Below are 26,338 nucleotides of genomic sequence, written 5' to 3' on the forward strand. Positions count from 1 at the left end.
GCCTTCACCGCACCGTGGTGGCCGCCGCGCGCCGCAGGAGTTGTTCGAGGCAGCGGACGTAGGCATCGAGGGAGGCGTGCCGCCTCACGATGTCGAGCGCGCGTTGGACGAGCGCCTCCTGCGCCGCCTCATCCCGGTGGAGGGCCGCGAGCGTCCCGGCGAAGGCCTCGCCCGTGCAGGCCTTCACCAGCAGGGACGCATCGTGCTGTTCAAGGAAGTCGCGAGCGCCGCCGCTGGGGGAGGCCGCCACCGGCACGCCGCACGCCATCGCCTCCAGGTAGGTAAGGCCCTGTCCCTCGTGCTCCAGCTTCGAGGCGAACAGGAGCGCGTCCGCGTCCCGGTACAGCGCGGGCAACTGCTCGCGGGGCAGCTTGCCGGCCCAGGTCACACGCCCGTCCACCCGCAGCGCCCGTGCCCGCTGACGCAAGGCCGAAAGGTACGCAGGCTCGTCCGCCGCACCCGCCAGCGTGAGGGTGGCCCGCAGGCCGCGCTTCTCCAGCTCCGCCAACGTGTCGATGGCCACGTCGGGGGCCTTGCTCGGATGGAGCCGGCCGACGAAGAGCAATCGGGGCTCCGGGCGCATGGGCCGGAAGGGCCGCGCGGTGAAACACGAGAGGTCCACGCCCTGCGGCTGCACCACGCCGGAGCCCAGAGGCACGCCGGCCGCGTGCGCCGTGCGCCGGACCGCGTCCGAGAGCCACGCGACCGCGGCGGGCTCGATGCCTCTCCACGTCCGCGAAGGCACCAGGAACTCGTCGAGCAGGCCCCCCAGCCGGGCCCTGGGCCGCGCGTCCCGCCCCGTGCTGAACGCCACCGGCCAGTCGTCGTTCACCGTGACGACCGCGGGCACGCCGGCCTCCTGGAGCGCCCGCAGCGGCGCGAGCCCCAGCCTTCGTTGGCTCATGACCAGCACCGCATCCGGCCTTCCGTGGACGCGCAGGTAGCGGCGCACCGCCGCGGCGTTCAGTGCGCCGGCCACGACGTGACGAAGGCGATCTCGACCCGCGGGCCGGCCGAAGCGACGTGCCAGGCACAGCGTCCGCAGCACGCGTCCGGCCTCCGAGCCATCGCCGGTGGTGAGAACCTCCACCGCGTGGCCTCGCCGCTCCAGCGTCTCCACCACGTCCCGCGCGAGGAGCTCGTAGCCGCCGAGGACGTCAGGGGGATACAGGTTGGTGAGGACGGTGACCTTCACGCGCTGGCGCTTCCTCCGCTCGGGTGCGGGCGCCACTTTGCAGGGCGCATGCCGCCGCGCGACGTGCGCCTCCTCGCTTGAGACAACTGGCGGCAGCTCGCATGTCTCGCTTTGAGACGTCTCTGAATGGGCCCGGTTGGAGCTGAGGCCGGTGTGTCTGGTCCGCGAATTGCGTGAGGCCTGCGCCCATGATTGTCGTGGAGCGTCCGGCGCAGCGCGTGGTGCACGTCCTTCGCAAATACAATCCGAGGGAGTGGGGCGGGACGGAGACGCACGTCGTGGAGGTCACACGGCGGCTGGCGCGATGGGGCTGGGGCCCCGAGGTACACGCACCCGTTGGTCCTTCGGAGCCGGATGGCTTGCTGGGCCCCGGGGTGCCACTGGTGCGCTTCAAGGCCTTCAATCCCTTCATCGGCCCGGCCGAGAAGCGCAAGGCGCTGGTCGCCAACGCGGGCAACCTGATCACCTTCGATGAGCCCCTCCGGCTCGCGCGCGACCGGGGCCTCGCCCTGGCGCACCTGCACACGGCCGGGCGCATTGGTGGCGCCGTACGGACCGCCATGCGCCTCACGGGGCGCCCGTATGTCCTTTCGGTGCACGGCCCCCTGCTGGCGCGGAAGGAGCAGCTGGCTCAGGACACGGCACGGCGGCTCTCGGGCGGCATCGACGTGGGCCAGCCCATCGGAATGCTGCTCGGCGCCCGGCGCGTCCTCCACGACGCCGCGCGTGTCATCACCTTCAACGAGGAGGAGCGGCGCGCCCTGGCCGAGGTGGTGGGGGAGCGGGTGGTGCGGCTCGACCAGGGCGTCGATCTGGAGCGGCTGGCCTCCGGGAGGGCGGACCGCGCGCGCAAGCGTTGGCCACAATTCGCCGACGCACCCCTCGTCACGTTGTTGGGGCGCATCACCCCGCAGAAGAACCAACTGCTGGCCATCCGCGCCTTCGCCGCCGGAGCATCCGAGGACCACCACCTCGTCCTCGCGGGCGCGGTGGTGGACGCCGCCTACCAGGAGCAGTTGACGCGCGAGCTCCAGGCGCTGGGCCTCGGGTCGCGCGTGCACCTGCTGGGCAATCTGGACGCGGGAGCAGAAGTCCCGGACCTGCTGGCGATCACCCGGTTGGCGCTGATGCCGTCGGTGCATGAGGCCTTCGGGCTGGTGGTGCTGGAGGCGTGGGCGGCCGGCCGTCCGGCGATGCTCGCGGTGCATTCAGGACTGGCGGACCTCGCCAGCGCCATTGGCGATGCGGGACTGAGCGTACCGACGCTGGAGGTGCGGGACTGGGCCGCGGCGCTGCATCAGGCGCTCGCCCATCCAGAGCGGCTGGAGGTGGCGGCGCGCGCGGGCGCGGAGCTGGTGCGGCGGCGCTTCAGCTGGGATGCGGTGGCGCGAAAGCTCGAGGCCCTCTACCAGGCCGTCCTCGAAGAGGGAGGGCGGCGATGATGAACGGGACCCCGGTGCGGCGGACGCTCCGTCGCTTGCAGCGGATGGCATTGGAGCGGCGGGCCCACGCGTTCGACGCGGACGCACTCCAGCGTCCGGCGATGGTGTTCGCGCCGCACCCGGATGACGAGACGCTGGGCTGCGGGGGCACCATCCTCCAGAAGCGGCGCGTGGGGGCGGCAGTGCGCATCGTCTGTCTGACGGATGGAGCCGGTTCGCATCCGTCCCTGCTCCCGGGCGACGAGCTGAAGGCGGTGCGGGCGCGGGAGGTGAGGGGTGCGGCGCAGGTCCTGGATGTGGAGGAGAAGGACGTCTTCCTGCTGGGCTTTCCCGACCGCGAGCTGCACGCATGCCGCGAGGAGGCGGTGGCGCGGGTGGCGGAGCTGCTGTGGCGGCATCGGCCGGAGCAGCTCTTCGTCCCGTACGCCCGGGGCGAGCACCCGGACCACGTGAGCACGAACCTCATCGTGCGCGAGGCGGTGGCGAGGGTGGGGCTGCCGGTGACGTTGTTCGAGTACGCGGTGTGGGCCTGGCGGCACTGGCCCATGGTGGGCTTCGGCGGGACCCGGCGGCCGTTGTTGTCGGTGGCGGCGTCCACGCGGATGGGGCTGTGGATGGCCAGGGAGTTCCGGACGAAGGTCCTCATCCGGGACGTGCTGGCACGGAAGCGCACGGCGCTGGCGCGGCACGCCTCGCAGATGGAGCGTCGAGACGCGGAGCCGCGCTGGCACACGTTGGAGGACGTCGACGGGGGCGAATTCCTCGCGTGCTTCTTCGAGGACTACGAGCTCTACCGCCGCATCGACATCGCGGCGCGCTGATGGAGACGAAGTCCCTCATCTTCCTGAGCCTGTGCACGGTGGCGATTCCGGCGGGGATCGCCGCCGTGGGGAGGTCTCCGTGGCTGAGGCACCTCTGCGCGGGCCTGCTCATCTGGGGCACGACCCACTACTCGGCGCGGACCATCAACTTCTTCAGCCGCGAGTGGTATCGCGGCACCACCCGGGGTTTTGAGTTCTGCTGGCTCGACTTCCTGTGGATCTTCCTGCTCGCGGACGAGCTGCGGAAGCGCAAGCCGGGACAGCGGCTCGGGGTGCCCCATGCGTTCGTGAGCATGGTCGTCTTCATCGCCTACAACGCGGTGAACATCCTGCTCTCCGAGCCCCAGTTGTTCGGCCTGTTCGAGCTGTCGAAGATGGTCCGCGGCCTCATGGTGTACGTGACGGTGGCGTACTACGTGAAGAACGAGCAGGACCTGCGCCGCATCGTCACGGCGCTGGCCATCACGGTCATCTACGAGTGGTTCTGGGTCATCCACTCCCGCGTCGTGCTGGGGCACGCGCGGGCGGATGGGACGCTGTTCCACCCGAACACGCTCTCGATGTTCAACCTCATCGCCGTCCCGGTGCTGCTGGCGGTGGCGCTCTCGGATGTGGGGCCCCGCCTCCAGCGCCTGTGCGGCGTGGCCACCTTCCTGGGCTCCTTCTCGGTGCTGTGCACCGTGTCGCGAGCGGGGCTCGTCTCGCTCGGGCTGCTCCTGGTGGGGGTGGCCCTGACGTGCGGAGCGCTGAAGCCCACCCCGAAGATGCTCGCGATATCGTTCGCGCTGGTCCTCGCGGCCATCCCCGTGGGGCTCAAGCTGGCGCCGTCCTTCCAGGTCCGCTTCGAGTCAGAGGGCGGCCTGTCCAAGGAGTTCGGAGGCAGGGAGTACGAAGGGCGCGGAACGTACGTCTATCTCGCGCGGCTGATGCAAGAGGACCACTTCTTCGGCGTCGGCCTGAACAACTGGTCCTACTGGGTGTCGAACACGTACGGCAGGATGATTGGTTACGGCTATCTCCCCTACACGGGCACCGACGAGGCGCCGCCGGACGGTCCCATCCCGGCGGGTTCAAACGTGGACGCGGCGCAGGCGCCTCCGGCGCACAGCCTGTATCAGATTACGCTGGGTGAGACAGGCTGGCCCGGAGTCATCCTGTTCGCAGTGGTCTGGCTGCGCTGGTTCACGATGGGCGCCAGCTTCTTCTTCAGCCGTTCGTCCGCGTTCCGCTCACGCTTTGGGATTGGCGTCTGCTTCGGACTGCTGGGCGCCTTCGTCCAGAGCCTCTCCGAGTGGGAGTACCGGCAGACACCGCTCCTCTTCCTGCTGCACATCCTGCTCGGAGCGCTCGCGGCCGTGTACCCGGCCCGCCCGTCCGTGATGGCCAGGCGGGCCACAGCGACGTGACACCGCTAGGGAGCGGGGCAGGTGGGAGGACCAGGCGGTGTGTACGAGCAGGACTCTGTATAAGATTCGAGGTAGTCCCCAAGTGTGTCACATTCTCCTCCCCCACACACGAGTTCAGTCACACCGCACGGTTTCCAACCCCCCTCGGAACATATGTCGTAGATGAAACACATCGAGCTGCAGTGCCTGAAGGTGCCGCAGGTAATGCCCGCCGTATCGCGCGAGCAGCTCTCCTGCCGGGATCCGCTGCGCGCCGCGCGGCACGTTCCGTTGAGACATGCGTAAGACGTGTAGGAGCACGTCTGGCTACCCGTTTCACCGCAGGTGCCACTGAAGCCACCGCACGCACCGCAGCTTTCCTCGTAGTCACACTGCTGGCCGTTCGTGTCGAGCTGGCAGTCCTGCGTTTGGCTGGAGGTGGAGCCAGCACATGTCCCACTGCTGGTGCAGGTGTAGGTCGTGATCTGGCGCGACTGCTGCCCCGATTGGTCACAGACATAATCACCAGTACATGAACTCCAGTTGCCAGCGTTGGCGGGGCCGCAAGTGGTGCCAACGGATTTGTTGCTCCATTGGGACACCGAGAGGCTGGGATTGCACTCCTGGCACGCGGAGCTGGGGTGGGGCGCTCCCGCGGAGTAATACACCCCTGCAATCCAGCACGCGCTCTGGCACTGCCCTGCCGGATTGCACAGTTGCCCCGAGCCGCACGAAGTGCCCGTCGCCACCGGCGGGTGGTTGCAGCTTCCCGCTGCATTGCACACGTCCTGGGTGCACGCGTTGTTGTCGCTCGCGCACGCCGTGCCCGAGCCCTTGAAGCCGTCCGCGGGACAGCTCGCGCCCGTCCCGGTGCAGAACTCCGCCACATCGCAGGTGCCCGCGGAGGCCCGGCACTCCGTCGTGGCCGGCTTGAAGCTCCAACTGGTCGTCGACACGCTCGGGTTGCACACCTGACACGCCCCGCTCGGGTTTGTCGCGCCCGCTGCGTGGTAGGTCCCCGCGATCAAGCACCCACTCGCGCACATCCCCGTCGCGGTGCAGATCTGCCCCGGGCCGCAAGCGGTGCCAGCCGGCTTGAGCGGGTAGGTGCATGCCCCGTTGGAGTACGTGCCCGGAGAGCCATGGCACGCGTCCGGAGGCGTCGTGCACGCCACCACGCCGGCACAGCTTCCGGTGCCGCTGCACACGTCATTGATGGTTCCCGCGTTGCCATCATCACAGGCGGTGCCTGCGGCTTTGGGCGCATAGCTGCACGTCCCGCCATTACAGGTACCTGCGGCCTGGTAGCACTGGCCGGGAGGAGTGGAGCAGCTCACCGGCGTGCCCGCGCATCCGCCGGCCCCATTGCACGTCTCACCCAGGGTGCACGCATCCTCATCATCGCACTGGGCCCCAGCCGCCTTGTAGGCATAGGAGCAGGAGCCGTCGGAGCAGGAGCCCGCGCTCTGGTAGCACTGTCCGGGAGGCGCCTCGCAGGCGACGGCAGTGCCGGAGCAGGTGCCCGTGCTGCTACAGACATCATTCCCCGTGCAGGCGTTGCCGTCGTTACAGCTGACGCCCGCCGGGAGAAGCGGGTAGGTACAGGTGCCGCCATTGGAGCAAACGCCCGCCGAGGAGTGGCACTGACTCGGGGCGGTATTGCACGTGACCGTCTCGCAGGTGCCAAGCAGCTCCGCGGTGTTGATCCTCGCGGTCTGGCCCACGACAACTTGCTCTCCTCCGAGCACCAGGACCTTGGAGGTGGCGCTCAACAGGACGGCGGCGTGGAGCCGGCGGGGAGCGCGCAGCGAGACACTGGCGGACCAGGAGTTCGTCTCCGGGTGGTAGAGCTCCGTGGTGTCCAGCGGGGAGGACGTCTCACCACCCGCGACGAGCACGTCGCCGGAGGGCATCAGCGTCGCGGTGTGGAGCGTCCGGGGCGCGGCCAGTTGCGCGACGGTCCAGCTATTCGTCGCCGGGTCATAGACTTCAGACGTGTTGAGAGGGCCTGTGGCATTCCTGCCACCGGAGACAAGCACCTTGCCGGAGGGCAGCAGCGTCGCCGTGTGGTCGTAGCGAGGCGTGGCCATGGGGGCGACCGGAGTCCAGCCTGAGGTCGGGTTGTTGGGGTCGTACACCTCCGCCGTCTCGAAGATGCGCCAGCCCCGTCCGCCGACGACGAGGAGCTTTCCAGAGGAAAGCAACGTCGCCGTATGCCGCCTGCGCTCGTCGTTCATCGAGGAGGGCAGAACGGACCAGCCCCCCGCCGGGTCATACACATCCACGCGAGCAAAAGAGCCACTGTTGTCGCCGCCACCGACGACGAGCACCTTGCCGGAGGGCAGCAGCGTCGCGGTGCTATAGGCGCGGGCCATGGAGGTGGCACCTGCCTGAGTCCAGAGGCCGGTCTGCGGCGAATACAGCAGCGAGGTGGCGGTGTAGCCCGACCCCGTTTGGATCTCTCCGCCAGCGACGAGCACCTCGCCCGAGGACAGCAGGGTGGCGGTATGCCCCTCGCGTCCGAAGGGCATGGCGCCCGTGGAGAGCCACGTGCCCGGGCTCGGATCATAGACTTCCGCCGAGGCCAGGAACTCACCGTCCCAGCCGCCCACGACGAGCACCTTGCCGGAGTCGAGCACGGTGGCCGTGGGGAGCCTACGGCGCAGGCTCATGGCGCCTGTTTCCTGCCAACCCGTGACGAGGGCCGCCTGGGACTTCGCGGTGGCGGTTGGTGCAGGACTCGCGGGTTTTGAGTTGCAACTCAAAACAACCAGCGCAAGCACGCTGAGCAGGATAGCAGAAAGTCTGGCTTTGGGCATGAGCCGTCTTAGAGCCCGGAATATACCAGACAGGCAATAGGGCTCATGTCTTGACGCTCACCGCCATCGCGGCGGACCAGACAGACAGCGTCTGGTCCGCCCCTGGGTCGAAGTTGCCCGCCGCGCGCCTGGCGTTCAACTCAGCGGCGCTAACCGCACGTAATGCCTACGCAGACACACATTCCCTCATCGCAAGTCCAGTCGTTGGTCGGGGACGGGCACCGATTCCCGCAGCCACCGCAGTTGTTCCTGTCATTGCTTGTGCTGATGCACGCGCCATTGCAAATCGCCCAATTGGGAGCTGGGGCGCCAGTGCACGCCTGTGTCTGGGTGCTGCTGCTCGGAGCGCACTGGCAGGTCGTTGCGTTGGGGGTGTAGTTCGTCACGGACCTCGACTGTGTTCCTCCCTGTCCGCAGGGATTGCCACCGCTGCACGTGCTCCATGCGCCGTAGGTCGTCCCCGGGCACGTCGGCGGCACGGGGTTGTCCGGGCACGCCTGCGTCTCGGTGGTGGTGCTCCCCACGCACTGGCAGGTCGCGGTGTTGAGGCTGGAGGTCGTCACCGTCCGGGACTGCGTCCTCCCGATCCCGCAGCCATTGCCGCCACTGCATGCGCTCCACGCCCCGTAGGTTGTCCCCGAGCACGTCGGCGGGTTGGTCGTCCGCGAGCACGACTGCGTCTCCGTGCTGGTGCTCGAGGCGCACGACCCGCCTGAGCAGGAGTAGGACGTCTTGGTCCTCGACTGGGTGCCCGTGGAGTCACAGGCATTGTCGAAGCCGCCGCAGGCGCTCCAATTCGAGTAGCTGGGCGAGGGGCAGGATTGAGGCGGGCACGAGGCCGTCTCGGTATAGGAGCTGGCGACACAGCTGCCCGTGCCACAGTTGAAGCTGTAGGTGGTCACCGTGCGGGACTGGCTGGCGCTGCCACAGCTGTTGTTGCACCCGCTCCACGCCCCATAGCTCGTGGCCGGGCAGTTGGTGTTGACGGACCTGGAGCAGGACTCCGAATACGTGCTGTTGCTGCCGGAGTTGCACGCGCCCCCTGAGCAGGAGACGGAGCTCTCGGTGCAGGAGCGGGTGCCCGTGGTGTCACAGTAGTCACTGAAGCCACCACAGGAGCCACAGCTGGTGGAGGAGCTGCACTCGACGCCGTCGGTGTCGCGCAAGCACGCCTGGGTTCCAGCGCCAGAGCTCGACGCGCTACAGGCACCGCCCGCGCAGGTGTAGTTCGTCACGGTGCAGGACTGCGTGCCTCCCTCATCGCAGGTGTCGCTGAAGCCGGTGCAGGCGCCACAGTTGCTGTAGGTCGTGTTGCACGCGGTCCCCGTGGTGCCGCGGGTGCACGCCTGCGTCTCGTTCGAGTTGGTGCTGGCACACGTGCCCGTGCTGGTGCAGGCATACGAGGTGACGCTGCGCGCCTGGGTCCCCGTCTCATCGCACGTGTCGCTGAAGCCGCCACAGCTGCCCCAGTTGCCGTAGGAGGGGGAGCCACAGGAGGTGCCAGCCGGCTTGAGCGGGTAGGTGCAGGCTCCGTTGGAATAGGTCCCCGGAGAGCCATGGCACGCGTCCGGAGGCGTCGTGCACGCCACCACGCCGGCACAGCTTCCGGTGCCGTTGCACACGTCGTTGATGGTGCCCGCGTTGCCATCATCACAGGCAGTGCCCGCCGCCTTGGGTGCATAGCTGCACGTCCCGCCATTGCAGGTCCCTGCGGCCTGGTAGCACTGTCCGGGAGGAGTGGTGCAGCTCACCGGCGTGCCCGCGCATCCGCCAGCCCCGTTGCACGTCTCACCCAGGGTGCACGCGTCGCCGTCGTTACACTGGGTCCCGGCGGCCTTGTAGGCATAGGAGCAGGAGCCGTCGGAGCAGGTGCCCGCGCTCTGGTAGCACTGTCCTGGCGAGGCCTCGCAGGCGATGGCGGTGCCGGAGCAGGTGCCCGTGCTGCTACAGACGTCGTTCCCCGTGCAGGCGTTGCCGTCATTACAGCTGACGCCCGCCGGGAGAAGTGGGTAGGTACAGGTGCCGCCGTTGGAGCAGACCCCCGCCGAGGAGTGACACTGGCTCGGCGCGGTGTTGCAGACGACCGTCTCGCAGGTACCGAGGAGCTCCGCGGTGTTGAGCTTCACGGTCTGGCCCGAGACAACGCTCTCCCCGCCCAGCACGAGGACCTTGGAGGTGGCGCTCAACACGACCGCGGCGTGGAGCCGGCGGGGAGCGCGCAGCGAGACACTGGCGGACCAGGAGTTCGTCTCCGGGTCGTAAAGCTCCGTCGTGTCCAGCGGAGAAGACGTCTCGCCGCCTGCGACGAGCACCATGCCGGAGGGCATCAGCGTCGCGGTGTGGAGCGTCCGGGGCGTGGCCATCTGCGCGGTGGTCCAGGTGTTCGTCGCCGGGTCATAGATTTCGGACGTGTTGAGGGGACCCGTTTCATTCCTGCCACCGGAGACAAGCACCTTGCCGGAGGGCAGCAGCGTCGCCGTGTGGTCATAGCGGTGAGTGGCCATGGAGGCGACCGGAGTCCAGCCCGAGGTCGGATTGCTCGGGTCGTACACCTCCGCCGTTGCGAAGATGCGCCAGCCCCGTCCACCGACGACCAGGAGCTTTCCGGAGGGCAGCAGCGTCGCGGTGTGGCGCCTGCGCTCGTCGTTCAGCGAGGAGGGCAGAACGGACCAGCCTCCGGTCGGGTCATACACATCCACCCGTGCGAAAGAGCCACTGTTGTCGCCACCACCCACGACGAGCACCTTTCCGGAGGGCAGTCGTGTCGCGGTGCTGTAGGCGCGAGCCAGGGATGTAGCGCCTGCCTGCGTCCAGAGGCCTGTCTGCGGCGAATACAGCAGCGCCGACGTGGTGTAACCCGACCCGGCTTGAATCTCCCCGCCAACGACGAGCACCTCACCCGAGGGCAGCAGGGTGGCGGTGTGCCCCTCGCGTCCAAAGGGCATGGTCCCCGTGGAGAGCCACGTGCCGGAGCCCGGGTCATAGAGCTCCGCGGAGGCGTGGAATTCGTTGGACCAGCCGCCCACGACGAGCACCTTGCCGGAGTCGAGCACGGTGGCCGTCGGGAACCTGCGGGACAGGCTCATCGAGCCTGTCTCCTGCCATCCCAGGACGAGGGCCGCCTGGGATGTAGCGGTCTTGGCCGGCGCGGGACTCGCGGGCTTTGAGTTGCAACTCAAACTACCCAGCGCGAGCGCGCTGAGCAGGAGAAGGGAGAGTCTGGCTTTGTGCATGAGACGCGTCTTAGAGCCTGGAATACATCCAGTAAGCAACAAAGCTCACGTTTTGACGCATCTCGCCTCGGATCCGAGAAGACAGACACCGCTCCGCTGATGGGTCTATTTCGCCCTCGGGTCGAGTTTGCCCGCTTCTCCGATCAGCCCTCCGAAAGGGTGAGCGACCCCGGCATCTGTCCTCCGCCGTTGTTGATCTGGAAGACGCTGAGCTTGGACACGCGCTCCGCCACCACGTCGGGGACGTTGTTTGTCTCCGGCGTCAGCAGCAGGGCCATGGCCTCTTCAGGGGTCGCCGCGTTGGCGACATCCATCACCCAGGGCTCCGGCGTATTGCCCGCGTATCCGGGGCGGCCCTGCTCGATGGCCGTCAGCCAGTCCTTGGCGAGCTGCTGGACCTGCTGTGCCTCCGCGTAGGTGAAGGACACGGACGCGGTGGTGCCGCTCCCTGTCGTGGTCGGGTAGATGTCCTGGAGCCCGTTCGCGGTGCCGGAGGCCAGGTCCGGCAGCGTGGCCGCATAGGTGTACGTGGATGGATCCTCGGGGTCCTTCCACTCACCGCTGACCGTGAAGGTGACGGGCCCCTTGGTGCCCGTGTACTGGAACTCCGTCGGGCCACCGGCGTCGTAGGTCGTGGCGACGTACACGTTGCTGTCGATCACGGCCGCGCCCAGGTCGATGGCGAAGGTGACCTCCCGCGTGAGCGTGTCGGAGGCGATCTGCACCGTCGCCGCGTTCGACGTGCCGTTCGCCGGGTCGTTCTTTGGCAGCTCGCCCGTGGCGAGGAAGCGGTTGTAGGCCGCCTGTCCCGCCGGCGTGGAGATGTCGAAGTCCACCTGACGCGTGCTCAACTGCCCCTCCACGCGCCGCGTGTCCGTCGCGCCGAACGCGACACCGAACACCGCCAGCTTTCCCTCGAGCGTGCGCGACACCGCCTCCGTGGGACCGGCGGTGACCCGGACGGTCTTGTCGTCCAGCCGGGTGACGGCGAGGGACATGCCGCTGGCCTTCTCCGTGCTCATCCCCCCGATGGCGCCGAAGATGCCGGAGATGTTCTTGAACACCACCTCCATGCCCGTGCCCACGAAGGACTCGCCCGTGAGCGTCACGGTGGCGCCCACCGGCAGGTTCTGGGGCAGGGACGGGTTGAGCTGCTGGGCCGCCTGTTCCGGAGAGGTGATGCCCGCCGCGGCCGCCGTCGGCAGCGTCACCTGGTAGCTGCCACGCACCCCCGCCTGGGCGGTACCGGTGACGGTGACGTGCGTCGTGTCCGCTTCGAGCTCTCCCTTCACGCCGACCTCGGCCTCCACGCTGAAGGTCGTCATCGACGTGTCCCGGCTGAAGCTCGCCCCCACCTCGGTGTACCCGGCCACCGTCATGGAGAAGATGCCTGTCTCCAGCTTCACCCCCGCCTCGAGACTCGCGCTCCCGGAGATGCCATTGGGGCCCAGCATCACCGAGCCACTGGCGGAGAAATCCCTGCCAGCAGTCGGCTTCGAGAGAATCGGCTTGTCGGTGGGGGAGGGCGGGGCCTCCGGCACGTTCAGCGGGTTTCGCTTCGCGGCCCCCGGCGTGCTCCCGCTGAAGCTGTCGGTGAACGCGCCACCCCAGGACGACGTACCGCCCGACGGCTGCCGCGGACCGGCCGGAGCCTGCTGTGGTGCGCTCACGGCTCCGCTGCTCGACGACTTCACGGTGTTGATGAACGGCTGAAAGCTCCGAATCGGCCACTGCATGTGGACTTCCCCCTCTGAGACAGTCAGAGGGTTGTCGCTCGGACCGCCACAGCGGACGAATTAAGCCGGGTTAAATCCTCCGGGCCGTCCCGGCCGTCTTCTGGACAGCGGGAGCTGATCAGGGCAGATGTAGGTGTAGCCATGACATCCCGTTCGCCCTCTGCGCGTGTCTCCACCGTCCGGACCCAGAAGACGAAGACGAAGCAGCCCTCCGCCGGCGCCCGGCGCGCCGTGGGAAAGTCTTCCGGCTCGGGCTGGGGCCGCTGGGTGCTCGGCGGGTGGCTGCTGCTCGCCCTCTGGCTCGGCGTGGAGTTCGCGCGGATGCCCGACGTGAGCGCGCTGCGGTCGCAGAACCCGCGCACCACCGCGCTCATGGCCCAGCGAGCCGAGGAGGCGCTGGAGGCGGGCACGAAGCCTCGTGTGCGCCAGTCCTGGGTCTCGCTCGGAGCGGTGGCCCCGCATGCCGTGGACGCCGTGCTGATCTCCGAGGACGCGCGCTTCTACCGGCACGAGGGTGTGGACTGGACCGAGGTGGAGAACGCCTTCGAGCAGTCGGTGCGCGAGGCGCGCCTGGGACGCGGCGCCTCCACCCTCACGCAGCAGTTGGCGAAGAACCTCTACCTCTCCACGGACCGCAGCCTGCTGCGCAAGGGCAAGGAGCTGCTGATTGCCCGCCAGTTGGAATCCCACCTGTCCAAGCAGCGCATCCTCGCGCTGTACCTGAACGTCGTGGAGTGGGGTGAGGGCGTCTACGGCATCGACGCGGCGGCGCGCGAGCACTTCGGCGTCCCGGCCCGGGCGCTCAGCGTGGCGCAGGGCGCGATGCTCGCGGCCATGCTGCCCGCCCCCCGCCGCTGGCTGCCGGCGCAGCGGCCCGAGACCCTGCGCACCCGGACTGGCGTCATCATCGTCAGGTTGGAGCGCGAGGGGCGCATCAGCGCGGCGCAAGCCCGCGAGGCCCAGGCCGAGCTGTCACGCTTCTTCGGAGTGCCGCCCGCGCCCGCTTTGGTGGCCGAGGCCAGCTGAAGAACTTTTCGCGGGGCCGTGCGTGGAAGGTGCCACATCCTTCCCGTCGAGGTTCCCGTGCGTGCTCTCCGCCCGCTGTTCTGCTGCATTGCCTTCGTCCTGTCCGCCACTCCCGCCTTCGCGCAGTACAACAAGGCCGCGGGTGAGAACGCTCCCATGGAGAGCGTTCGCAAGGTGGTGACCCTCAAGGACGGCACCCAGGAGACGCGCGAAGAGGTGCGCCCCGCGGCACGCGACGGCTTTGGCAACGCGAAAGGCAACCAGAACGACCTCGCGGTGGATGGCGCCTTCGAAGGCCAGACGGTGGCGGTGCTCCAGTTCTACACGCAGGACTTCGACTTCTCGCTGCCCAAGGCCGCGCTGAAGGAGAAGGGCTTCTCCGTGTACCGCTGGGTCAACGCCGCGCCCAGCCCCAAGGAGCTGCGCAAGGGGCTCCAGAAGGCGTGTCAGTTGTGGATCATCTCCGACTCGACGCCGCGCCTGACGCCCGAGCACGTGAAGGTCATCAAGGAGTACTTCGACGCGGGCCACGGCGTGTACATCTGGGGCGACAACGAACCCTACTACGCGGACGCCAACGTGGTGGGCCAGGCGCTGCTGGGCACGGTCATGGAGGGCAACATCATCGGCGACCAGACGGTCGGCCTGCGCAAGGACGGGGCGGGCCCGGGGCTGCTGCGCCGGCACCTGCTCACCACCGGCCTGGAGTACCTCTACGAGGGCATCACCATCGCCACCATCCAGCCGAGCCAGAATCTCACGCCGCTGCTTCATGGCTCGGCGGGCAACCTGGTGGCGGCCTTCTATGACCACGGCGGCAAGCGGGCCATCTTCGACGGTGGCTTCACGCGCCTCTACAACAAGTGGGACACGGCGGGCACCGCGCGCTACGTGAAGAACGCAGCGGCCTGGCTGACCAACGTGGAGCGCTTCGGTGACGCCGTGGTGCGCGCGGACCTGCGCACCCCCCCGACAACGCGCGAGGCGAATGGGAACTGAGCGGCGGTTCCCGAAGCAACCCTTTCATCCTCACCGCGACAATGGAGCCGGCCCGCCGGTGGAACGCATTAGCAAGAGGCGGGATCCTGAACGGAGCCTCTGGATGCAACCGGCGATTCACAATTTGAAGAGCGTATGGAAGGTCCTGCCCATGGGGCTGCTGGCCGCGTGGATGGGCTGTGGCGGGGAGCCGCTCGAGGAGCCCCTGGCCTCGCGGCAGGATGCGCTCGTGGATGGGTACAACCTCGTCGTCACGGGCGTGAGCCCGACCACGGTGTCCCCGCTTGGCGCTGTCACCTTCAGCGCGACCATCCAGAACGCGGGGAACGTCGCGACGCCTGCGGGCATCGTCCACGGCCTCTCCTTCTGGGTGGACGGCACGCAGGTGTCGTGGTCGGACACGCACACGGGCTCCCTCGCGCCGGGAGCCAGCGTCACGCTCACCGCCAACTCTGGCCCCTCCGGAACGAAGGTCTGGACCGCGCCGGCCACGGCGGGGGCCCACACGCTCCTGGCGCATGTGGATGACATCAACCGTCTACCGGCGGAGACCAATGAGAGCGACAACAAATACAGTGTCCCGCTGAGCGTCACGCCCGCCGCGACCTGCTCGGACCGGGTGCGCAACGGCACCGAGACGGGAGTCGACTGCGGGCCGGACTGTGGCCCGTGTGAGTGGCCGTTCACCGCGGTGCCGCGCACCACGCTCCGGAGCTCGGCGAAGCGGGTGTACGCGCACTGGCACTACTACCCGGTGTCGATGGACAACACCAACCCGACGTCCAACGACTACTACGAGCGCAGCTACATCGCGGTGAACGGCGAGGGCGGAATCCACGCGGGCTACGGAGGCATGATGCGGGAGCGGCCGCTCCCGAGACTGCCCCGCACGGAGACGGACTGGCGGCTTCGCGACGCGAAGGACGAAATCGAGCTCGCGGCGAGGATTGGCATCGACGGCTTCTATCTGAACCTGTGGACCGACAGCGACGTGAACAACGGCGCGGTGTGGACGCGGGCGAAGACGATTGCCGACGCGGCCTCGCAGGCCGGCAACTTCGACATCATCCCCAACTTCGACATGACGATCCTGAGCACGGGGAGCCAGGCAGGGGACCAGGACCGGATGATTCGCATCCTGGACCAGCTGAAGGGCTACGCGGCGCTCCTGCGGCGGCCGGATGGGAAGTATGTCGTTGGCCTGTTCAACCCCGCGGCGCAGGGCCGGACGGCGGCGTTCTACGCCACCGTGAAGCAGCGCGCGTCGACGGAGCTGGGCATGAGTCTGTACCTGGTGCCCGTCTTCCTGGGCACGGGGAGCACGGCGCTCTTCGAGGAGTACAGGAACGTGGGCGATGCCTACGCGGGGTGGGGGACGGCCGTCCCGGTGACGACAACGTCAGGGTACTCCGGGAGCCTGAAGACGAAGGCGGCCGGATACGGCAAGTCGTGGATCCACCCGATGAGCAGCCAGGACTACCGGCCCAAGGACAAGGCCTTCTGGGAGGCGCGCAACTCACTGACGCTCCGCTCCATCTGGGAGAATGTGATTGCGGACGGCCTGGACGAGGTCCAGATCGTCACCTGGAACGACCAGCACGAGCACCACAACATCCGGCCGTCGACGGGCAAGCAGTGGCCCGCGTACGACATGACCGCGTATTACATCCAGTGGTTCAAGACGGGCACGCGGCCGACCATCGAGCGCGACGTGCTGTATTACAACCACCGCATCCAGAATGCGTCCCTCGTGCCCATGACCCAGACGTCCACGAACCTCGCGGTGTGCAGGGCAGGGTGCCCGGCGACGAATGACGTGGAGCTGGTGGGCTTCCTCAAGTCGGCGGGCCGGCTCGAAATCACGCAGGGCACGACGACCTACGGCGAGGACAAGACGGCGGGTGGCGTGCAGGCCATCCGGACGGCGTTGGCGGTGGGGACGCCGACCTTCCGGCTGAAGCGCTCGGGGGCCACCGTGGTGCAATTCCAGAGCATGCACCCCATCGTGGGCTCCATCGCGTACCAGGACCTGCTGTACCGCGCCGGAAGCTCATCCCGCGCGGCGCTCCCGTCCTGCGCGACCTCCTGTGCCAACGGTGAGGCCCGCTGCCGGCTGTGCCCCGGCGAGCCGATGTGGCTGAAGCGCTGAAAACCACCCTCGGAAGCGGTCAGCGGGCAGGGAAGGCGCGCAGGAACTGCGCGTCCTTCCAATCCCAGACGCGCATGGGCTCCTTGTCCACGTTCACCGGCGAGGAGTTCCAGTTGTGGACGTCATAGGAATTGGAGGCCCGCCAGTGGATGAACACGCTGAACACGGCCGTCACGACGAGCGCGCCCGCGAGGACGCGGTGCCGTGAGGGCGCCTCCAGGACCGTCTGCACGGGGAACGCGAGGAAGTAGACGAGGTACGGCAGCACGTCGGTGAAGAAGCGCGGGCCAATGGAGTGCCCGGCCCACCAGATGAAGAAGGAGGAGATGGCCGCCCAGTGCAGGACCAGGATGAGGGCGAAGGCGACCTCGTAGGGCTCCAGGCTCCGGCGGCGCCACCGCTGGACGAAGCCCACGACGCCCAGCACCAGGAACGGTGAGAAGGTGAAGAGGCCTCGCGAGGGACTGACGAGGTTGGCGGCCAGGGCCATGAAGAACGGGCCGGCGAATGGATCCACCGAGTGCCGGTAATAGGGCGAGAACACCGATCCATAGACAGACAGGTGGTACGCGCAAAAGGGAATCGCCACGACCGCCGCGCCCGCGAAGTAGGCCGGCAACTGGCGGCGGAAGCGCAGGGCCATGAACCCGGTGACCACCAGGACGCTGAGCGAGTGCGTGGGTCGGCACGCGTAGGCGGCCGCCACCCAGAAGCCCAGCGGGAACGCGGTGCGCGCGGTCTGCTCGGGCCGCGCCATCAACAGCATGACGCAGGCGATGGCGAGGAGCCCGGGCCCGTGCTGCCAGAGCACCCGGCTCGCGGTGGAGTACGCCGTGGTGCCCAATCCGAAGAGCAGGACGCTGACAAGCGCCGCCCCCGGGGACACGCGCCTGCGCAGGGTGACGAGGAGCACCGCCGCGGCGGCGCAGACATAGAACGACGCGATGAGCTGCTCGGTGCGGGCGAAGGAGCCCAGGTACTCCCGGCCGGTGTGCCGGAACAGCGTCCGCCAGGCCAGCGCGTCGGCGCCGAACGTCCCCAGGCGGGGCAGCACCGGCTCCATCAGGGAGATGAGTCCCTCGGCGGCTGCCAGGAGCGGGAGCGCGGAGACCACCACTCCCATCGGGTACACGTAGTACGTGTGGCCGCCGGCCTCGTTGCGTGCATAGGCGGTGCCTGGAAAGAACGAGTGCCGGAACTCGTCCAGGTCGGTGTTGCCCTCATGGAGGATGCTGGCCGCGGAGGGGATGGACCACAGCGAGTCCGTCTGCAGCCGTGCCTCGCTCACGGTGTAGATGCCGAACAGGGCCAGACACATCAGCCAGAGCGCGAGCGTGGAGGACGCGAAGCCACCGCGCGAGGAGAGGGATGGGGTCGGCACGGCGGGGTTTCTAGCGAATCCGGCGGAAGAACCCCAGACATCTACGGCTGAGGGCGTGACATGAACAGGCTCAGGCCGAGCCGTGGGGCCAGGAACCGCGCCACGAGCTGTCCCTTGATGCTGTTGCCCGCCGCGTCGAGCAGCGGGGCGAAGGTGCCCAGCCCGCCCTTTCCCGGCGCGACCGCGACGATGCCGCCGCCAATGCCGCTCTTGCCCGGGATCCCCACGTCGTAGAGCCAGTCCCCGGAGGTCTCATACAGCCCCGCCGTGGCCATCACCGCGAGCGTGTGATGACAGGTCTCCTCGTCGACGACTCGCTCACCGGTGAGCGGATGGACGCCGCCGTCCGCCAGCGTTGCTCCCATCACCGCGAGCTCCCGGGCGGTCACCGCCAATGAGCACTGGCGGGTGTAGAGCTCCGTCGTCACGAGCGGATCCGCCTCCAGGAGGCCCAGCCCGTGCAGCAGGAAGGCGAGCCCCTGGTTGCGTTGGTGGGTCTCCCTCGCGGAGGCATACACCTCCTCGTCGAGCACGAGCCGGTGTCCGGCGAAGCGCGACAAGCCCTCATGGATGAACCGCCACCGGGCCTCGGGGCTGCTGCCTGGAACGAGCCCCGTGGTCGCCAGGGCTCCCGGGTTCACCATGGGGTTGGTGCGTCCGTCCGGGCTCAGGTCGATGGCCATGGCTGAGTTGAACGGCAGGCCCGTGCCATTGACCCCCAGCTTGCGGCGGGCCACCTGGGGCCCCAGGGCCTGACAGACGAGGGCGAAGAGGAACGGCTTGGAGACGCTCATGATGGAGAAGGGGTGGTCCACGTCCCCGGCCCCATGGCTGCCGCCGTCGATGCCCACCACGCACGCGCCGAAGAGCCGGGGATCCACCCTTGCCAGCGCCGGGTAGACCTGCGAGCACTGCCCCTCCATGTTCCCCTGGTGGCGTTGGTAGGCCTCATCCACCCACGCGCGGACCCGCTCCTCGGCGGGGAGTTGCCCGGTGGAGATGAAAGGGGGCTCGCCTGTCGTGTCCATGATGGGTGTCAATTTGGCCCGGCATGACCTTGGATGACGGCATGTGGATGCCGGGCGCTGGAGGCCTTGGAAGGGTGCTGGCATAGTGGCCGGCCACGATGAATGAGGAGACGTCGATGCAGCCGGTGCAGGTGAAGACTCGCCAGGAGCGACTTCTGGGCGCCATCCAACTCTCGACGATGGAGGGGGTGGAGATAGGGCCGCTCGCCAACCCGATCGTCACGCGGGCCGCCGGGCGGATTCTCTACGCCGACCATGCGAGCACCGAGGTGCTCCGGCGCAAGTACGCGGGGCACGGTTGGGATACCGCGACCATCGTGGACGTCGACGTGGACCTCTCATCGAGCCCCCTGTCCGCCGCGCTGGGCGAGCGGCGGGTGGACTTCGTGATCGCGAGCCACGTCATCGAGCATGTGCCGGACCCCGTGAGCTGGCTGGAGGACCTGCGCAAGGCACTGCGTCCCGGCGGAATCATCTCGCTGGCCATCCCGGACAAGCGCTTCTGCTTCGATGCGAAGCGCCCGGTCAGCACCCCCGGGGAACTGGTGGACGGCTTCCTGTCGCGCCGCACCGCACCCACCGTGAAGCAGGTCTTCGACTTCTGGGCCTACTACTGCCAGGTGGACGCGCACGCCATGTGGAGCGGCGCCATCACCGCGGAACAACTCCCGTGCTCCGGCACGCTCCAGAACGCGCTGCAGAAGTCCCAGGAGGCGGTGGCGGCCACCGGCTACACGGACGTGCACTGTTGGGTCTTCACCCCGCATTCCTTCCTGGAGGCCGCGGCCACCCTGGCGGAGCTGGGCATGTTCCCATTCCAGATCGCGGACTTCGCGTCGACCTCGCCAGGAGAGGTGGAGTTCTTCGTCAGCCTGAGGCGCATCGAGGGCAGGGAGAGCGAGCAGGAGCGGGCCAATCGCGTGCGCTCGTTGCGCGCCGCGGCGCTCGAAGCGGCGTCAGCGCCTGGCCCCTCGCGGCCCCAGCCCCCGGAGTCGCCAGCTCCCAGTCCTCCGGAATGGGCGGAGGCCACGCTCCGGCTCGGCCGGCCGCTCTACCGCACCCTGGCGCAGGCGTTGCCTGGAGTGCGCACGCTTCGGGAGCGGCTGAGGCCCTGGCTCTAGTCCCTCCGCCTGTTTGTTTCAGGGGATGTTTCAAGGGTATGTTTCAACCGAAGCCGCCGGTTGAGACATCCCCTCCATGTACAATCTCGACGAATCACTCTGGCCCCTGGTCATTGTCCAGCGCAGCGACACCACGACGGACAGTGAAATGGAAAGCATCCTCCGGAGCCTTTCCAAGCTCATCAACAGGCGTGAGCCCTATGTCCTGGTGATTGATTTCTCGCGGTCCCGCCCGCTGACACATACCCAGCGGATGATGCTGTCGGAGCATCAAGCCGAGACAGCCGACCTGGCTCGCGAGTACTGCAAGGGGTTCTTCGTGGTGATCAACTCCACCACCGCGAGGCTGGCGAGGGCCGTCACCAGCTTCGTCCGTCCTGGTTCGGATCAACACGAAGAGGTCGCGTCGTTGGCCGAGGCGCTCGAGCGCGCCGCGCTCCGCTTCGAGCAGGCCGGAGTGCCGAGGGGCGCGTTGATCGCCCGCGCCCAGGCACGCCGGTAGAGGCGCGGCTACAGCCGTTCCTCAGCCCCTGCGCGCCGCATTGATCTTCGCGATGTCGATCTTCTTCATCTCCATCATCGCGGAGAACACCCGCTTGCGCGTGGCGGGATCCGGATCGCTCATGCCGTCCGTCAGGGCGGCAGGGGTGATCTGCCACGAGAGGCCCCACTTGTCCTTGCACCACCCGCACTGACTTTCCTGCCCGCCGTTGCCGACGATGGCATTCCAGTAGCGGTCCGTCTCCTCCTGGTCCCTCGTGCTGACCTGGAAAGAGAAGGCCTCACTGTGCTTGAAGGCGGGGCCGCCATTGAGGCCGAGGCACGGAAGGCCCAGCACGGTGAACTCCACCGTGAGGACATCTCCCTCCTTGCCATCCGGGAAGTCGCCCGGAGCACGGTGCGTGGCGCCGACGGAGCTGCCGGGGAAGGTGCGGGCGTAGAAGGCAGCCGCTTCCGCAGCATCGCGTTCGTACCAGAGACAGATGACGGTCTTGTTCACGGCGGTCGTCACGATTGCGCTCCTTGGGCTCACTCGCCCTTGCGTCCTACAACACCAAACGTGGCCCCCGCGGGGTCCGTTGCGACGACAATCCACTCGCCGCCGGGCACCTCGTGCGGGCCTTGCAGCACCTTACCGCCGTTGGCGGTGATGGCGCGCTGTGCCTCGGTGACAGAGGAAACGCCGAAGTAGAACAGCCAGGTGCCACTGGGGCCGGGGTTCGCGGCGGGCTTCTGCATGATGGCGCCAAGCCGGACGCCGTCGTGGTCGATGAAGCAGTAGTCGCCCATCGGGCCCATGGGCATCACGTCGTTGAACTGGAAGTGGAAGTGCTTCGCGTAGAACGCCTTGGCGCGCGTGAGATCGGGGCTCACCAGCTCGTTCCAGCGGATGTGCTGCGACTTCTTCGCGTCGAAGACATCGCTCTTCGCCTCGGGTTTGCCGGGCGGCGGAATCGGCGCCATCACGTAGAAGGGCGTGCCCATCGGGTCGGCGACCATCGCGATCGTACCGACGGGAAGATCCATGCGTGGCATCAGCACCCTGGCCCCATCGGCCACCATGGCCCGAAGGGACGCATCGACATCGGCCACGTGCAGGTAGCCGAGCCAGCAAGGCTGTGCCCCGTGCCGCACCATGTCCTGCGAAAGGCGCAGCACGCCGCCGGCGGAGCCACCGTCGCCGCGCATGATCATGCGGTAGTCCATTCCGCCCGGTATGGGCTCGGGCGGGGCGGCGATCTTCCATCCAACGACGGCGCCATAGAAGCTGGCGGCGGCGCTGGGATCATGGGTCATCAGCTCGTACCAGATGAAGCTTCCAGTGCTCATCGTGTCATTCCCCCCAGTGAGAGGCTGGATGTGAAGGGTCCGCACGCCCGCGTCGAGCGTGACTTTCATTCACTGCATTCTTTTCCACGGAACCGCGCCTTCTTGATGCGGCGCGGCAGGCCTGACCCCCGCTGACAGGACAGAAGAAACATTTCCTCTCGATGGGCGAGAATTAGGGAAATCATGCGAACCACTGCCCATCCCCACCGTCCCCTCCACGTTGGATCCACTGGCAACCGCGTTCAGAAGGCCGAGGAGCGCCTGAAGTCGGCCGGTTACCTCAAGGGCCCCGCGGACGACCGCTTCGACGCCAAGACAGCGAAGGCGGTGGCCGCCTACAAGCGCGACAACGGCTGGGATGGGAATCCGAAGGGGGTTGTCGGCGAGCGGATGGACCAATCGCTGAAGCGCGTCAGCGCCACCGCCACCCCTGGCACGGAAGGCACCACGACCGCCGAGGCCAGCGCGGCCGGCGGCAGCGACAGCAAGGGCAAGACGCCGTCGCAGCTCCGGGGCGCGACCTACAACGTCGAGCGCGACCGCAACCCCCAGGACGTGAAGAAGTGGCTGGGCGACTTCGCCAAGAAGAACAAGCTCGACTTCGTCCAGCTCCAGGAGATCAACGGCTATCACAAGGCCCTGGAGAACATCCCCGGCTACCACCTGGTGACCTTCCCTGGGGCCAAGGACCATGGCGAGACGGGCATCCTCGTGAAGGACAGCCTGCTCCAGGGGCAGAAGACCTCCATCCAGGGTGAGGGTGGAGGCTGGACCACCGTGCGCGGCGGCCACGCTCCGCCGCGGGCGGCCACGGCGGTCAAGCTCGCGGGCTGGCTGCAGGTGGTCTCCGCGCACCAGCCGCCGTCGGTCGACTGGAAGGGCGGCGAGCCTGTCGGGCCGAAGAACCGCGTGAGCACCTACAAGTCGCTCTCCGAGAAGCTGCTCGGCTTCGCGCAGCGGAAGATCGCGAAGAACCCTGATGAGGGCCTGCTCATCGGCGGCGACTGGAACGAGCCGGCGTCGACGAAGGGGAAGTGGTCGCCCGGCTGGATCGCGCAGCAGGCGGGCATGAAGCTCCACGGCGGCGTGGAGAGCCACGGCCACGGCAAGATCGACTATGCGATGTCCTACGGGGCCAAGGTCACGAACGTGAGGGCCGGCCCGACCGGCGGCTCGGATCACAACATCGTCATGTACACGGTGAGCCGCCCGAAGGGGAAGGGCTGATACGCGATTGTCTTGTCCCGGCCTGGGTCTGCACGTCCACCTGAAGAGGCCTGATTGTCAGACCCGGTTTGGAGTTGAGGAGCGAAAGGCTCATTTCCATCTATGCTCCTTTCAGGAGGTGACTCTCCTCCACTGGTGACCTCCAGGAAGGGCACACATGTCTCAGGCCGCGAAGCCGCTTGAGGGCCGGCGAACTCCCATCACATTGAAGGATGACGCGTACCAATTCCCCCTCTACCAGGATTGGGAGAATGTCTTCTGGTACGGCGAGTACTGGTACTTCAACTTCAAGGATCCCATCTCAGGCTGGTCGGGCATCATCGGCTTCACGGTCTTCAACCCGAAGGATGTGGGATTCCTGGGGGCCAGCGCCCTGCTGGTGACGCTCTTCGGACCCCGGGGCCAGGTCCTCTACGAGATGGACTTCCATCCCCTGGGTGAATTCTGGGCCTCCACCCGGGAAGCCAATGTCACCATCGGCCAGAACGTCGTGCGTCCCTTGGATGAAGCTCGCTACGCCGTGCAACTCGCCACCCGGGATGGTCGCGTGTCGCTAGACCTCGTCTTCGAGCGTGCGGACGAGTCCTTCTGGTTCACCCATGACATTCGCGGAGAGCAGCCCTGGGAGGTCAACTCCTGGCTGGTGTACATGCCGAGCGCCCGCGTCCAGGGTACGCTCACCGTGGACGGCCAGACCTCAACGTTTACGAACGGGCTTGGCTACCACGATCACTCTTGGGGCATCTGGAAGATCCCCTCGCGCATGTGGGCTTGGGCCATGTTCGCCAACCCCGGCAAGGAATTGAACTGCGACCTGGGCTACAAGACAGGCTTTGCCGAGAGCGAGGGCTACTTCCGCTACAAGGATCTGCGCCTCCATTTCCGCACCGAGGGCCTGACCTGGACGTGGGAGGACTGGAAGCGCTGGGAGTCCTTGTGGCAGTACCCAGGCCGTGCCCGGGCCGTCGGCATGGATGAGACCGGCCGATACCGCCTGGACGTGACGTGGACGGTGGAGAGCAACGCCGCCATCTGGAAGTCTCCCATCCTCATCTTCGAGCAGTCCTCCCGCTTCGAGGGCACGCTCTCCACCCTCGATCCCGACGGCAACGGGGACTGGACTGTGATCACCACCTTCGCGGAGCAGGGCCACAGCGAATGGGTGATCCCCTGGAACAGCGCCTTCTGATTCAGCCAAACAGCCTGCCATCCCACGGCAACCCCATCTGGAAGCGCCGCAGATCGTGCTCGCGCCAGGGAGCGAGCACCTCGGGCATTCCCATCTCGAAGATGCGGCAGGGCGTGGCCGGGTTGCCGCTGGCTTGGAGGATGGCGTTGACTGAGCGCCGGGCGGCCTCGTTGGCGGCCTCCATGCAGGCCAGGTCCGTGTTCGTCTGCACATAATCCGAGGCCAGGAACAGGTTGGGAATGGCGGTGGCGGCCTCCGGGCGCTTGTTCCAGCTGTCCGGGCGATTGATGAACAACGGCTCCAGGTTGATGTCCCGGCGAGGCATGCCCAGCGGCGGAACGACGACGTCCGTGTCGAGGAACCAGGAGTGCAGCATCTCATCGCGGAGCAGGGTCTGACCGCCCACGTTCAGGCTCTGCTTCAGCTCGCGCCAGACCTCGTCAGCGATCTCCTGCTTCGAGCATTCATTCGCCAGCTTCTTGACGAAGGTGCCATCCGCGGTCCAGTCGGAGATGTCCACGGAGAGGATGCCGCGCACGCGTCCGTCCCCGTAGCCGCCCAGGTTCACGTTCTGCCAGAATTGCGGCTGGGAGATGGAGGTGATGGCCCAGGCAGAGTCCACATAGAGCACGTGCCCATGCACCACGGGCACGTCCTCGTATAGGTAGAACTGGATGCCATTCATCCACCGGACGCTCTGCGACAGCCTCTTGAGCTCGCCGAGTTCCGGGGCCGCCTCCACCATGGACGTGGTGAGCAGCGGCGCGAAGCGCTCGATGGGGAGCGCAGCGACGTACCAGTCCGCCTCCAGTCGGGCGGTGACCTTCTCGGGTGCCGCCGCGTCCGCCACGTCCACGCCGGTGATTCGCCCGTCCTCGCAGTGGATGCGCTTCACCAGGCGCTTCTCCTGATAGCGGACGCCCTGCTGCTGCAGGTAGCTGAGCCACGGATAGATCCACATGGAATTGGTGGGGCCGCACAGCACGCGGTCCGTGCCCACACCCGGGGACACCACGTTGGACATCAGGTGCACCTGCACCTGGCCAATGGTGCGCGCGCTGGCCTCCTGCGCCTGTGCTGCCACCAGCGAGCGGGACATGCCGCTCGCCAGGAACTTCTGGTACGCCGGTGAGCGGTTCGCCGCGTCCACGAACGTCCACCAGCTCACCTGCTCCAACTCAGCCAGCCGGCGCTCCTTGCTGCTGGTCATGACCTGCCAGAGCTTGCCCATATAGAAACTCACGTCCTGGGGCGTGAGTCCGGTGTCGTTGTGCGTGAGGTCATGGAAGATCGTCTCCCAATCCCCCAGCGAGTCCGGGAAGTGGCTGGGAATGACAGTGGGCCGCGGGCCGGCCTGGGCCAGCGCCACCCGGCTGGTGGCCACCAGGTTGTCGAAGCACCCCTCGGGGTTCTCCTGATAGGGGATGCGCTTCATGGTGTCCGGCAGGTGCCGGTAGAAGCCGGGAAAGAAGCGGAAGCCATGCTCGCCCGGCAGCGCCGCCCGGCCATGGCGCCCCGAGTCCGGCACGGGCACCGAGCGCGCCTTGCCGCCAGGGATGCTCTTCAATTCGACCACCTCTACGTCAAAGCCGCGCTCCACCAACTCGTGCGCAGCGCTCAGCCCACCCACGCCGCCGCCCAACACCAGGACCCGTCGGTTCTTCATTCCTGCTCCTCCGCAGGGCGGCCGGAGCAGGAATGCCTCCGGGCGCCTCGGTGAAAGGGTTTGAATCATGACATGCTTCTGATGGCGAGCG

Annotated in this window: 19 protein-coding genes; 10 read left to right on the top strand and 9 right to left on the bottom strand. The window is 67.7% G+C overall.

Translation table 11 applies throughout. From position 1 onward, the window contains the following. Nucleotides 1-4: 4 nt before the first annotated feature. Nucleotides 5-1,195 (bottom strand): glycosyltransferase family 4 protein, encoded by a 1,191-nt coding sequence (locus ACX114_RS18450; protein ID WP_459299513.1) that lies wholly within the window; start codon nt 1,193-1,195, stop codon nt 5-7. A gap of 188 nt (nt 1,196-1,383) precedes the next feature. Here ACX114_RS18450 and ACX114_RS18455 point away from each other — a divergent pair, with 188 nt between their 5' ends. From ACX114_RS18455 to ACX114_RS18465, 3 genes are read left to right on the top strand one after another with little or no spacing between them, the layout of a single operon-like run. Then, nucleotides 1,384-2,637 (top strand): glycosyltransferase family 4 protein, encoded by a 1,254-nt coding sequence (locus ACX114_RS18455; protein WP_459299515.1) that lies wholly within the window; start codon nt 1,384-1,386, stop codon nt 2,635-2,637. Continuing rightward, complete coding sequence (locus ACX114_RS18460; RefSeq protein ID WP_459299517.1) at nt 2,634-3,458, top strand: PIG-L deacetylase family protein; 825 nt, start codon at nt 2,634-2,636, stop codon at nt 3,456-3,458. Before ACX114_RS18455 ends, ACX114_RS18460 begins: the two co-directional genes overlap by 4 nt. Beyond that, the gene (locus ACX114_RS18465) at nt 3,458-4,864 is read left to right on the top strand and encodes an O-antigen ligase family protein (protein ID WP_459299519.1); all 1,407 of its coding nucleotides are present in this window, start codon (nt 3,458-3,460) and stop codon (nt 4,862-4,864) included. Before ACX114_RS18460 ends, ACX114_RS18465 begins: the two co-directional genes overlap by 1 nt. 5 nt (nt 4,865-4,869) lie before the next feature. Here the strand turns inward: ACX114_RS18465 and ACX114_RS18470 are convergent, their stop codons facing one another. From ACX114_RS18470 to ACX114_RS18480, 3 genes are all read right to left on the bottom strand, one after another. Next, entirely contained in the window at nt 4,870-7,515 is a 2,646-nt protein-coding gene (locus ACX114_RS18470) for a kelch repeat-containing protein (RefSeq protein WP_459299521.1), read from the bottom strand. Between the two features lie 296 nt (nt 7,516-7,811). Continuing rightward, nucleotides 7,812-10,748: a Kelch repeat-containing protein gene (locus ACX114_RS18475; RefSeq protein ID WP_459299523.1), complete on the bottom strand. Its 2,937-nt coding sequence runs from the start codon at nt 10,746-10,748 to the stop codon at nt 7,812-7,814. 290 nt (nt 10,749-11,038) lie between these two features. Beyond that, complete coding sequence (locus ACX114_RS18480; RefSeq protein ID WP_459299525.1) at nt 11,039-12,631, bottom strand: hypothetical protein; 1,593 nt, start codon at nt 12,629-12,631, stop codon at nt 11,039-11,041. 141 nt (nt 12,632-12,772) lie between these two features. Here ACX114_RS18480 and mtgA point away from each other — a divergent pair, with 141 nt between their 5' ends. The 3 genes from mtgA (at nt 12,773) to ACX114_RS18495 (ending at nt 16,805) form a co-directional block, all read left to right on the top strand. After that, nucleotides 12,773-13,657 (top strand): monofunctional biosynthetic peptidoglycan transglycosylase, encoded by an 885-nt coding sequence (mtgA, locus tag ACX114_RS18485; RefSeq protein WP_459299527.1) that lies wholly within the window; start codon nt 12,773-12,775, stop codon nt 13,655-13,657. A 57-nt stretch (nt 13,658-13,714) separates the two neighbouring features. Next, nucleotides 13,715-14,656, top strand: coding sequence for a hypothetical protein (locus ACX114_RS18490; RefSeq protein WP_459299529.1), 942 nt, complete (start codon nt 13,715-13,717; stop codon nt 14,654-14,656). A gap of 151 nt (nt 14,657-14,807) precedes the next feature. Next, nucleotides 14,808-16,805 carry a glycoside hydrolase family 71 protein gene (locus tag ACX114_RS18495; protein WP_459299531.1) on the top strand — a complete coding sequence of 666 codons (1,998 nt, stop codon included), beginning with the start codon at nt 14,808-14,810 and terminating at the stop codon, nt 16,803-16,805. 19 nt (nt 16,806-16,824) lie between these two features. On the opposite strand, the gene ACX114_RS18500 is transcribed toward ACX114_RS18495, so the two are convergent. Both ACX114_RS18500 and glsA read right to left on the bottom strand, forming a co-directional pair. Beyond that, the gene (locus tag ACX114_RS18500; RefSeq protein ID WP_459299533.1) at nt 16,825-18,186 is read right to left on the bottom strand and encodes a hypothetical protein; all 1,362 of its coding nucleotides are present in this window, start codon (nt 18,184-18,186) and stop codon (nt 16,825-16,827) included. 41 nt (nt 18,187-18,227) lie between these two features. Continuing rightward, a complete protein-coding gene (gene glsA / locus ACX114_RS18505; RefSeq protein WP_459299535.1) occupies nt 18,228-19,214 on the bottom strand; it encodes a glutaminase A in 987 nt (328 codons plus the stop codon). A 98-nt stretch (nt 19,215-19,312) separates the two neighbouring features. Here glsA and ACX114_RS18510 point away from each other — a divergent pair, with 98 nt between their 5' ends. Then, nucleotides 19,313-20,335 (top strand): methyltransferase domain-containing protein, encoded by a 1,023-nt coding sequence (locus ACX114_RS18510; protein WP_459299537.1) that lies wholly within the window; start codon nt 19,313-19,315, stop codon nt 20,333-20,335. A gap of 76 nt (nt 20,336-20,411) precedes the next feature. Continuing rightward, on the top strand, nt 20,412-20,837 hold the full coding sequence (locus ACX114_RS18515) for a hypothetical protein (RefSeq protein ID WP_459299539.1): 426 nt from the start codon (nt 20,412-20,414) through the stop codon (nt 20,835-20,837). 21 nt (nt 20,838-20,858) lie between these two features. Here the strand turns inward: ACX114_RS18515 and ACX114_RS18520 are convergent, their stop codons facing one another. Together ACX114_RS18520 and ACX114_RS18525 are read right to left on the bottom strand one after the other, a co-directional pair. Continuing rightward, complete coding sequence (locus tag ACX114_RS18520; protein ID WP_459299541.1) at nt 20,859-21,347, bottom strand: VOC family protein; 489 nt, start codon at nt 21,345-21,347, stop codon at nt 20,859-20,861. A 17-nt stretch (nt 21,348-21,364) separates the two neighbouring features. Then, on the bottom strand, nt 21,365-22,234 hold the full coding sequence (locus tag ACX114_RS18525; RefSeq protein WP_459299543.1) for a VOC family protein: 870 nt from the start codon (nt 22,232-22,234) through the stop codon (nt 21,365-21,367). A 114-nt stretch (nt 22,235-22,348) separates the two neighbouring features. Here ACX114_RS18525 and ACX114_RS18530 point away from each other — a divergent pair, with 114 nt between their 5' ends. Both ACX114_RS18530 and ACX114_RS18535 read left to right on the top strand, forming a co-directional pair. Then, nucleotides 22,349-23,392, top strand: a complete 1,044-nt coding sequence (locus ACX114_RS18530) for a peptidoglycan-binding domain-containing protein (RefSeq protein ID WP_459299545.1) — start codon at nt 22,349-22,351, stop codon at nt 23,390-23,392. Between the two features lie 157 nt (nt 23,393-23,549). Further along, nucleotides 23,550-24,581, top strand: a complete 1,032-nt coding sequence (locus ACX114_RS18535; protein ID WP_459299547.1) for a hypothetical protein — start codon at nt 23,550-23,552, stop codon at nt 24,579-24,581. Nucleotide 24,582: 1 nt separating this feature from the next. Here ACX114_RS18535 and ACX114_RS18540 read toward each other — a convergent pair whose 3' ends face one another. Beyond that, nucleotides 24,583-26,247 carry a hydroxysqualene dehydroxylase gene (locus tag ACX114_RS18540; RefSeq protein ID WP_459299549.1) on the bottom strand — a complete coding sequence of 555 codons (1,665 nt, stop codon included), beginning with the start codon at nt 26,245-26,247 and terminating at the stop codon, nt 24,583-24,585. Nucleotides 26,248-26,338: the final 91 nt, after the last annotated feature.

The sequence above is a fragment of the Corallococcus sp. M7 genome, assembly GCF_054512695.1.

What these genes read in the sequence shown, in the direction of transcription:
- ACX114_RS18470 (WP_459299521.1), bottom strand. Translation starts at nt 7,515, where the DNA reads ATGAGCCTGCGCCGTAGGCTCCCCACGGCCACCGTGCTCGACTCCGGC.
- ACX114_RS18515 (WP_459299539.1), top strand. Translation starts at nt 20,412, where the DNA reads ATGTACAATCTCGACGAATCACTCTGGCCCCTGGTCATTGTCCAGCGC.
- ACX114_RS18465 (WP_459299519.1), top strand. Translation starts at nt 3,458, where the DNA reads ATGGAGACGAAGTCCCTCATCTTCCTGAGCCTGTGCACGGTGGCGATT.
- mtgA (WP_459299527.1), top strand. Translation starts at nt 12,773, where the DNA reads ATGACATCCCGTTCGCCCTCTGCGCGTGTCTCCACCGTCCGGACCCAG.
- ACX114_RS18540 (WP_459299549.1), bottom strand. Translation starts at nt 26,247, where the DNA reads ATGAAGAACCGACGGGTCCTGGTGTTGGGCGGCGGCGTGGGTGGGCTG.
- ACX114_RS18510 (WP_459299537.1), top strand. Translation starts at nt 19,313, where the DNA reads ATGAATGAGGAGACGTCGATGCAGCCGGTGCAGGTGAAGACTCGCCAG.
- ACX114_RS18535 (WP_459299547.1), top strand. Translation starts at nt 23,550, where the DNA reads ATGTCTCAGGCCGCGAAGCCGCTTGAGGGCCGGCGAACTCCCATCACA.
- ACX114_RS18475 (WP_459299523.1), bottom strand. Translation starts at nt 10,748, where the DNA reads ATGAGCCTGTCCCGCAGGTTCCCGACGGCCACCGTGCTCGACTCCGGC.
- ACX114_RS18525 (WP_459299543.1), bottom strand. Translation starts at nt 22,234, where the DNA reads ATGAAAGTCACGCTCGACGCGGGCGTGCGGACCCTTCACATCCAGCCT.
- ACX114_RS18530 (WP_459299545.1), top strand. Translation starts at nt 22,349, where the DNA reads ATGCGAACCACTGCCCATCCCCACCGTCCCCTCCACGTTGGATCCACT.
- ACX114_RS18455 (WP_459299515.1), top strand. Translation starts at nt 1,384, where the DNA reads ATGATTGTCGTGGAGCGTCCGGCGCAGCGCGTGGTGCACGTCCTTCGC.
- glsA (WP_459299535.1), bottom strand. Translation starts at nt 19,214, where the DNA reads ATGGACACGACAGGCGAGCCCCCTTTCATCTCCACCGGGCAACTCCCC.
- ACX114_RS18460 (WP_459299517.1), top strand. Translation starts at nt 2,634, where the DNA reads ATGATGAACGGGACCCCGGTGCGGCGGACGCTCCGTCGCTTGCAGCGG.
- ACX114_RS18480 (WP_459299525.1), bottom strand. Translation starts at nt 12,631, where the DNA reads ATGCAGTGGCCGATTCGGAGCTTTCAGCCGTTCATCAACACCGTGAAG.
- ACX114_RS18495 (WP_459299531.1), top strand. Translation starts at nt 14,808, where the DNA reads ATGGGGCTGCTGGCCGCGTGGATGGGCTGTGGCGGGGAGCCGCTCGAG.